Origin of the sequence: Phytobacter sp. V91 (assembly GCF_965644225.1) — a bacterium.
Lineage (GTDB): Bacteria > Pseudomonadota > Gammaproteobacteria > Enterobacterales > Enterobacteriaceae > CBFFRJ01.
On sequence record NZ_CBFFRJ010000200.1, the window covers coordinates 1 to 5,714 of the forward strand.

6 protein-coding genes are annotated in these 5,714 nt (G+C 56.3%); 3 read left to right on the top strand and 3 right to left on the bottom strand.

Annotated elements, in window-relative coordinates:
* Positions 1 to 159: 159 nt before the first annotated feature.
* Positions 160 to 1,173: a malate/lactate/ureidoglycolate dehydrogenase gene (locus ACSZO4_RS24275; RefSeq protein ID WP_437891649.1), complete on the bottom strand. Its 1,014-nt coding sequence runs from the start codon at positions 1,171 to 1,173 to the stop codon at positions 160 to 162.
* A 250-nt stretch (positions 1,174 to 1,423) separates the two neighbouring features.
* Here ACSZO4_RS24275 and ACSZO4_RS24280 point away from each other — a divergent pair, with 250 nt between their 5' ends.
* From ACSZO4_RS24280 to ACSZO4_RS24290, 3 genes are read left to right on the top strand one after another with little or no spacing between them, the layout of a single operon-like run.
* Entirely contained in the window at positions 1,424 to 2,413 is a 990-nt protein-coding gene (locus ACSZO4_RS24280; RefSeq protein ID WP_437891653.1) for an ABC transporter substrate-binding protein, read from the top strand.
* A 21-nt stretch (positions 2,414 to 2,434) separates the two neighbouring features.
* Positions 2,435 to 3,277 (top strand): ABC transporter ATP-binding protein, encoded by an 843-nt coding sequence (locus ACSZO4_RS24285; protein WP_437891650.1) that lies wholly within the window; start codon positions 2,435 to 2,437, stop codon positions 3,275 to 3,277.
* On the top strand, positions 3,249 to 4,115 hold the full coding sequence (locus ACSZO4_RS24290; protein ID WP_437891651.1) for an ABC transporter permease: 867 nt from the start codon (positions 3,249 to 3,251) through the stop codon (positions 4,113 to 4,115). The genes ACSZO4_RS24285 and ACSZO4_RS24290 overlap by 29 nt, the downstream gene beginning before the upstream one ends.
* 54 nt (positions 4,116 to 4,169) lie before the next feature.
* Here ACSZO4_RS24290 and ACSZO4_RS24295 read toward each other — a convergent pair whose 3' ends face one another.
* Positions 4,170 to 5,006, bottom strand: a complete 837-nt coding sequence (locus tag ACSZO4_RS24295) for an ABC transporter permease (RefSeq protein WP_437891652.1) — start codon at positions 5,004 to 5,006, stop codon at positions 4,170 to 4,172.
* 7 nt (positions 5,007 to 5,013) lie between these two features.
* A complete protein-coding gene (locus tag ACSZO4_RS24300) occupies positions 5,014 to 5,649 on the bottom strand; it encodes an ATP-binding cassette domain-containing protein (protein WP_437891654.1) in 636 nt (211 codons plus the stop codon).
* Between the last annotated feature and the right edge of the window lie 65 nt (positions 5,650 to 5,714).

A 5,714-nucleotide genomic window follows, 5' to 3' on the forward strand; every position in this document is an offset into this window, starting at 1 on the left:
GGACTGAGTCCGGTAAATTATCGGACTCAGTCGCGCTCTCTGACCTGAACCTGTTCCAGGTTATGGGGTTCAGATCACAGGGGCGAGGGGACTGTCCGTGCGGGCATTTTTTTCTGGCGATCCCTCAGCCTTTGGGGAGAGGCCTGGACGAGGGGAACACTATTGCGCCAGCGCTTCAAATTGCTGCCAGCTCACCTCATCCACATAGATACCGTTCTCCAGCCGCTGGGCATAAGCTCTGGCTTCCGGTTCGCCGGGTAACATTACGTCACGACCTTCCTGACCGTGGTGCATCCAGTCCAGTTGCGCGAGCACTTCCTGGGCATAATTCTCACCCGCTCCCAGCCGGGCCGGGTCGAAGATAATCGACAGCATATTATTAATAATGCCAGGCCGCGGCGCGATTTGGTGACTTTCCGTCTCGCCGCCGCTTAGCGCCGCGCCCAGCAGGCTGCAAATAAGCGACAGCCCGGCGCCTTTATGGCGGCCGAACGCCAGCAGCGCGCCACGTGGATCCTGCATTAACCAGCGCGGATCGGTGGTCGGATTGCCTTCGGCATCGACGGCACATCCTTCCGGTATTGCCCGGCCTTCGTTGAAGGCGATGCGGGCTTTGTTCCCGGCAATCGAGCTGGTGGCGAAGTCCAGGATCACCGGGCGGCGTCCGGTAACCGGCACCCCCACGCAGAAGGGATTGGTGCCAAGGCGAGGGTGGCGGCCATCAAAAGGCAGTACCGCTGAAGGGGCCGCCACATTGGCAAAATGAATCGATACCAGCCCGGCATCGGCAACCTGTTCCGCCCAGGCGCCAATACGCCCAAGATGGTGAGAATCGGCAAGGCTCACCACCGCCACGCCAAACTGAAGGGCGCGCTCAATCCCGGCTTCCATCATCTCTTTGCCCAGTACCTGACCAAAGCCATGCTGGCCGTTAAACGCCAGCAACGGACCGGCATCACGCACCACGCGAAGCTTAGCGAGTGGATTTAAATCGCCGGCCAGAATGGCGCTGATATAACGGGGCAGCAGGGTCACGCCATGAGAGTCATGGCCTTTAAGGGAAGCATCAACCAGATTTGCGGCGACCAGACGCGCGCTATTTTGCGGAGTATTGACGCGCACCAGATGCTGCTCCAGCAAGGATTGTAATTGCTGATGACTTAATACGGGCATAATTAATCTCACTGATAACGAGGCTTTATATCGCGACTATAGCGAGGATGCTTTTTTTTCAAAACGCACAAAATTAACTTAGCTTTGCCAGTTTTTAACTTAGCTGTCTTTAATTGAATAAAATCCCGCACATATTTATTTTTCGGCAAAGCATAGTCAATTAAATCATTTCCTTTTATTGCGCCCTCCGGCCAATCATTTTGACCATATTGACTTTACACTTTGGGATTAATCGATGAATAAAATGAAAATGGTTGCCAGTACCCTGCTTGCGGTTGCACTCAGCGGCATAAGCGCATCGGCACTGGCGGAAGGGAAAATCAGTATTGCGCAACAATTTGGAATTGGCTATTTGATTCTTGATGTGGTTCGGGACCAGCAGCTTATAGAGAAAGAAGGCAAGAAAGAGGGGCTGGATATTGAAGTCGAATGGCGCACTATTTCCGGCGCCACCGGCATGAATGAAGCGCTGCTCTCTGGCGCACTGGATGTGGCATCCGCTGGAGTCCCGCCATTACTGACCCTCTGGGATCGTACCAAAGATAAGCAGAACGTGAAGGCTATTGCCTCTTTGGGCTCGATGCCGAATTATTTGCTCAGCAATAACCCGGCAGTGAAAAGCATTAAAGATCTCAGCGACAAAGATCGTATTGCGGTACCTGCCGCCGGGGTCGGTTTCCAGTCACGCACATTGCAAATTGAAACCGCCAAATTATATGGCGACAGCGATTTTAAGCGCTTCGATAAAATCAGCGTCAGCCTGCCGCACCCGGATGCCAGCGCCGCATTAATTGCCGGTGGCTCTGAAATTACGACCCATTTTTCCAGCCCGCCATTTCAGTATCAGGCTCTCGAACACAGCAATGTACATAAAGTCCTGAGCTCCTACGATGTATTAGGCGGTCAGGCGACATTTAATGTGTTGTACACCACGCAAAAATTCCATGATGAAAATCCAAAGACCTATAAGGCTTTTTATCGGGCGCTGGCTGAAGCGGCAAAAATTATTAATGCCGATAAAAATGCCGCTGCCGAAACCTATATTCGGGTAGAAAAATCCCGCCTGCCGCTATCGCTGGTGCAGAAAATCGTTAATGACCCGGAAATCAGCTTCACCATCTCGCCTGAACGAACCGGCGTATATGCCGAAAAACTCCAGGAGCTGGGGGTGTTGAAAAACAAAGCCGCCTCCTGGAAAGACTATTTCTTTAACGAAGCATGGGAAAACCCAGGCAGTTAAGCCCCAATACAGGAGAGCCAGATGGCACCGACAACCCATGACAGCCCGCTGTTGCAGGTCAGAAACGTCGACATCGAATACCAGACCCGCGAGCGCCAGGTTCGGGCCACCCATGATGTCAGCTTTGATGTCTGGCCCGGGGACCGCTTTATTCTGCTGGGCCCATCGGGGTGTGGAAAATCCAGCCTGCTGAAGGCGGCAGGCGGTTTTCTCACCCCGCGTGCTGGCGACATGTTGCTGGAGGGACAGGCCATTCGGGCTCCAGGGCCGGAGCGGATGATGGTGTTTCAGGAGTTCGATCAGCTGCCGCCGTGGAAAACAGTGCTGGAGAACGTCATGTTTCCGCTGCTGGCAAGCCGTAAGGCTTTGAGAGCTGAGGCCCGTGACATCGCGCTGCATTTCCTCAATAAGGTGGGGCTGGCGGAATTTGCCGATGTGATGCCCCATATGTTGTCCGGCGGCATGAAGCAGCGGGTGGCGATTGCCCGCGCGCTGGCAATGAAACCCCGCATTCTGCTGATGGACGAACCCTTTGCCGCACTGGATGCCCTCACCCGTCGCAGCATGCAGGAAGAGCTGCTGGCACTGTGGGAGGAGGCGCAGTTCACGCTGCTGTTTGTTACCCACTCCATTGAAGAAGCGCTGGTGGTGGGAAGCCGTATTCTGGTGCTTTCACCCCATCCAGGAAGGGTGAGGGCGGAGCTTAACTGCCACCAGTTCACGCTTGCCGATTATGGCGGCGAAGCTTTCCAGCATGCCGCCCGACATATTCATGATCTGTTATTCCCGACGGCGGCGACAGAACCGCGTCCCGAACAGAAAGAGGAGCGAGCTTATGTCGCAGCCACCTTACATTCGTCCTGAATTTGAACGCGAACTTCCCCCGTTGCGTGACCTGTCCGTTGAAACCCCGCTGCCGCTCGGCCAGCGCTTGTGGAACCAGGCCTGGTTGCGTAAATCACTGATTTTGCTGCTGGTGCTGGCGTTATGGGAGCTGGCGGCACGGGTGGCGCAAAATGACCTGATGCTGCCCGGCGTCCTGCAGACGCTGCATGCGCTCAGGGAAGATATGGCCAACGGCGAACTGCCGGAGAAAATCGTTAACTCCTTCAGCACTCTGTTCAAAGGCTATCTTATTGGCAGCGTGCTGGCGCTGGGCGCCAGTGCCCTGGCGGTCACCACCCAGTTTGGCCGTGATTTGCTCAGCACCCTGACGGCGATGTTCAACCCACTGCCTGCGATTGCCCTGCTGCCGCTGGCGCTGTTGTGGTTTGGTCTGGGTAACGTAAGCCTGGTGTTTGTGCTGGTGCATTCGGTGATGTGGCCGATTGCCCTTAACACCTGGTCCGGTTTTAGCAGCGTGCCGGAAACATTGCGTATGACCGGGCGCAACTATGGACTGAGTGGTCCACGTTATGTGATGACCATTTTGATCCCGGCATCACTGCCGTCGATCCTCGCCGGATTAAAGATCGGTTGGGCTTTTGCCTGGCGCACGCTTATTGCCGCCGAGCTGGTGTTTGGCGCATCGAGCGGGGAAGGTGGTCTGGGGTGGTATATCTTCCAGAATCGCAATGAGCTGTTCACCGACCGGGTATTTGCCGGGCTGGTAACGGTGATCGCCATTGGCCTGCTGGTGGAAGCGGTGGTCTTCGCCACCCTTGAACGTGTGACCATTCGCCGCTGGGGAATGCAACGCTGATCCCCGTTGCCTGATGGTTTTGGAGTGCGCTCGCTTCCTGCGAGCGCTTCTTGCTTAACGCGTAGCTGACGGCCTGCGGGCAAAGCTTGCCGAAATCCTGTCCAGCAGGATTGCCATCAGCACCACCAACAGACCGCTTTGCAGCCCGAGGCCAATTTCAAGCTGCTGGATACTGCTCAAAATATCATTCCCCAGCCCCCCTGCGCCGACCATGGAGGCGATAATCACCATCGACATTGCCATCATGATGGTCTGGTTTACCCCCGCCATAATCGACGGTTGCGCCGCCGGTAGCTGTACTTTCCATAGCAGTTGCCACGGCGTACAGCCAAAGGCGATACCCGCTTCAAGGCGTGCGGCGTTGACCTGGCGGATCCCTAAATCGGTCAGTCTTACCACCGGCGGCATAGAAAACAGGATGGTGGCGAAAATTCCCGGCGGTCTGCCGAGGCCAAACAGAATGGTGGCCGGAATCAAATAGACAAAGGCGGGCATGGTTTGCATAAAATCGAGCAGGGTGCGCACCACGCTGCCCACGGTTGCCTGCCGTGCGCTCCAGATGCCGAGCGGGATCCCCACCAGCAGGCTGAAAAAGGTGGATGACAAGGTTAATGCCAGCGTAATGGCCGCATGTTCGCTGTAGCCACTGTAAATAATGTACAGGGTCGCCAGCAGGGCAAACAGGGCAAAGCCTTTGCCGATCCGCCAGCCGCCAATAACCACTGCCAGCACCACCAGGCCCCAGGGCGACAACCCGCTTATGAGCTGTTCCAGCCCACCGGCAATGCTGTCAATGATCAGCGCGAAACCATCAAAAAAGCCGCCGGCATGGGTCAGCAGGCTATGTACGGCCTCGTCAATCTGGCGACTAAAATCGAGTGGATAAGCCATAGTGTCCTCAGCGGGTTGTCCAGATATCGGCGTAGTTTTCCGCCATTTGCCAGCGCGAAACGTCCACGCCGGAGAAGAAGTGACGTACATAGGGGGTGGCGGGCGCGTTAATCAATGCCTCTGGTTTGCCCACCTGCACAAGCTGACCTTTTTCCATAATCGCAATCCGGGTGCCCAGACGCAGGGCTTCCTCCATATCATGAGTAACAAAGACAATGGTGCGCTGCTGCTCCGCCTGTAGCGTCAGCAAGAGGGTTTGCATCTTCCGGCGAATAATAGGATCGAGGGCGGAAAAGGCTTCGTCCATCAGCAGCACCGACGGGTTGACCACCAGCGCCCTGGCCAGGCCCACGCGCTGTTGCATGCCGCCGGATAATTGATGCGGAAAGTGCGTCGCGACTTGGGCCAGACCCACTTTTTCCAGCATCAACAGGGCGCGGGAATGACGGGCCTCACGGGGGACGCCAGCCACTTCCAGCCCGAAGGCCACGTTGTCCAGCACGCTGCGCTCTTCAAACAGGGCGAAGGACTGAAAGACCATGCCAATATGCTCGCGACGCAGCGCAATCAGCTCCGCCGCTTTGAGTTCAGCCAGCGCGCGTCCCTGAAAGGCAACGGTGCCGGACGTGGCCGGAGTAAGTATCCTCCGGCAGAGCCGGAGGCTTTAGGGTGAGCGCCTCAAAGGCGCCGACAAACCATGAGCCGCCC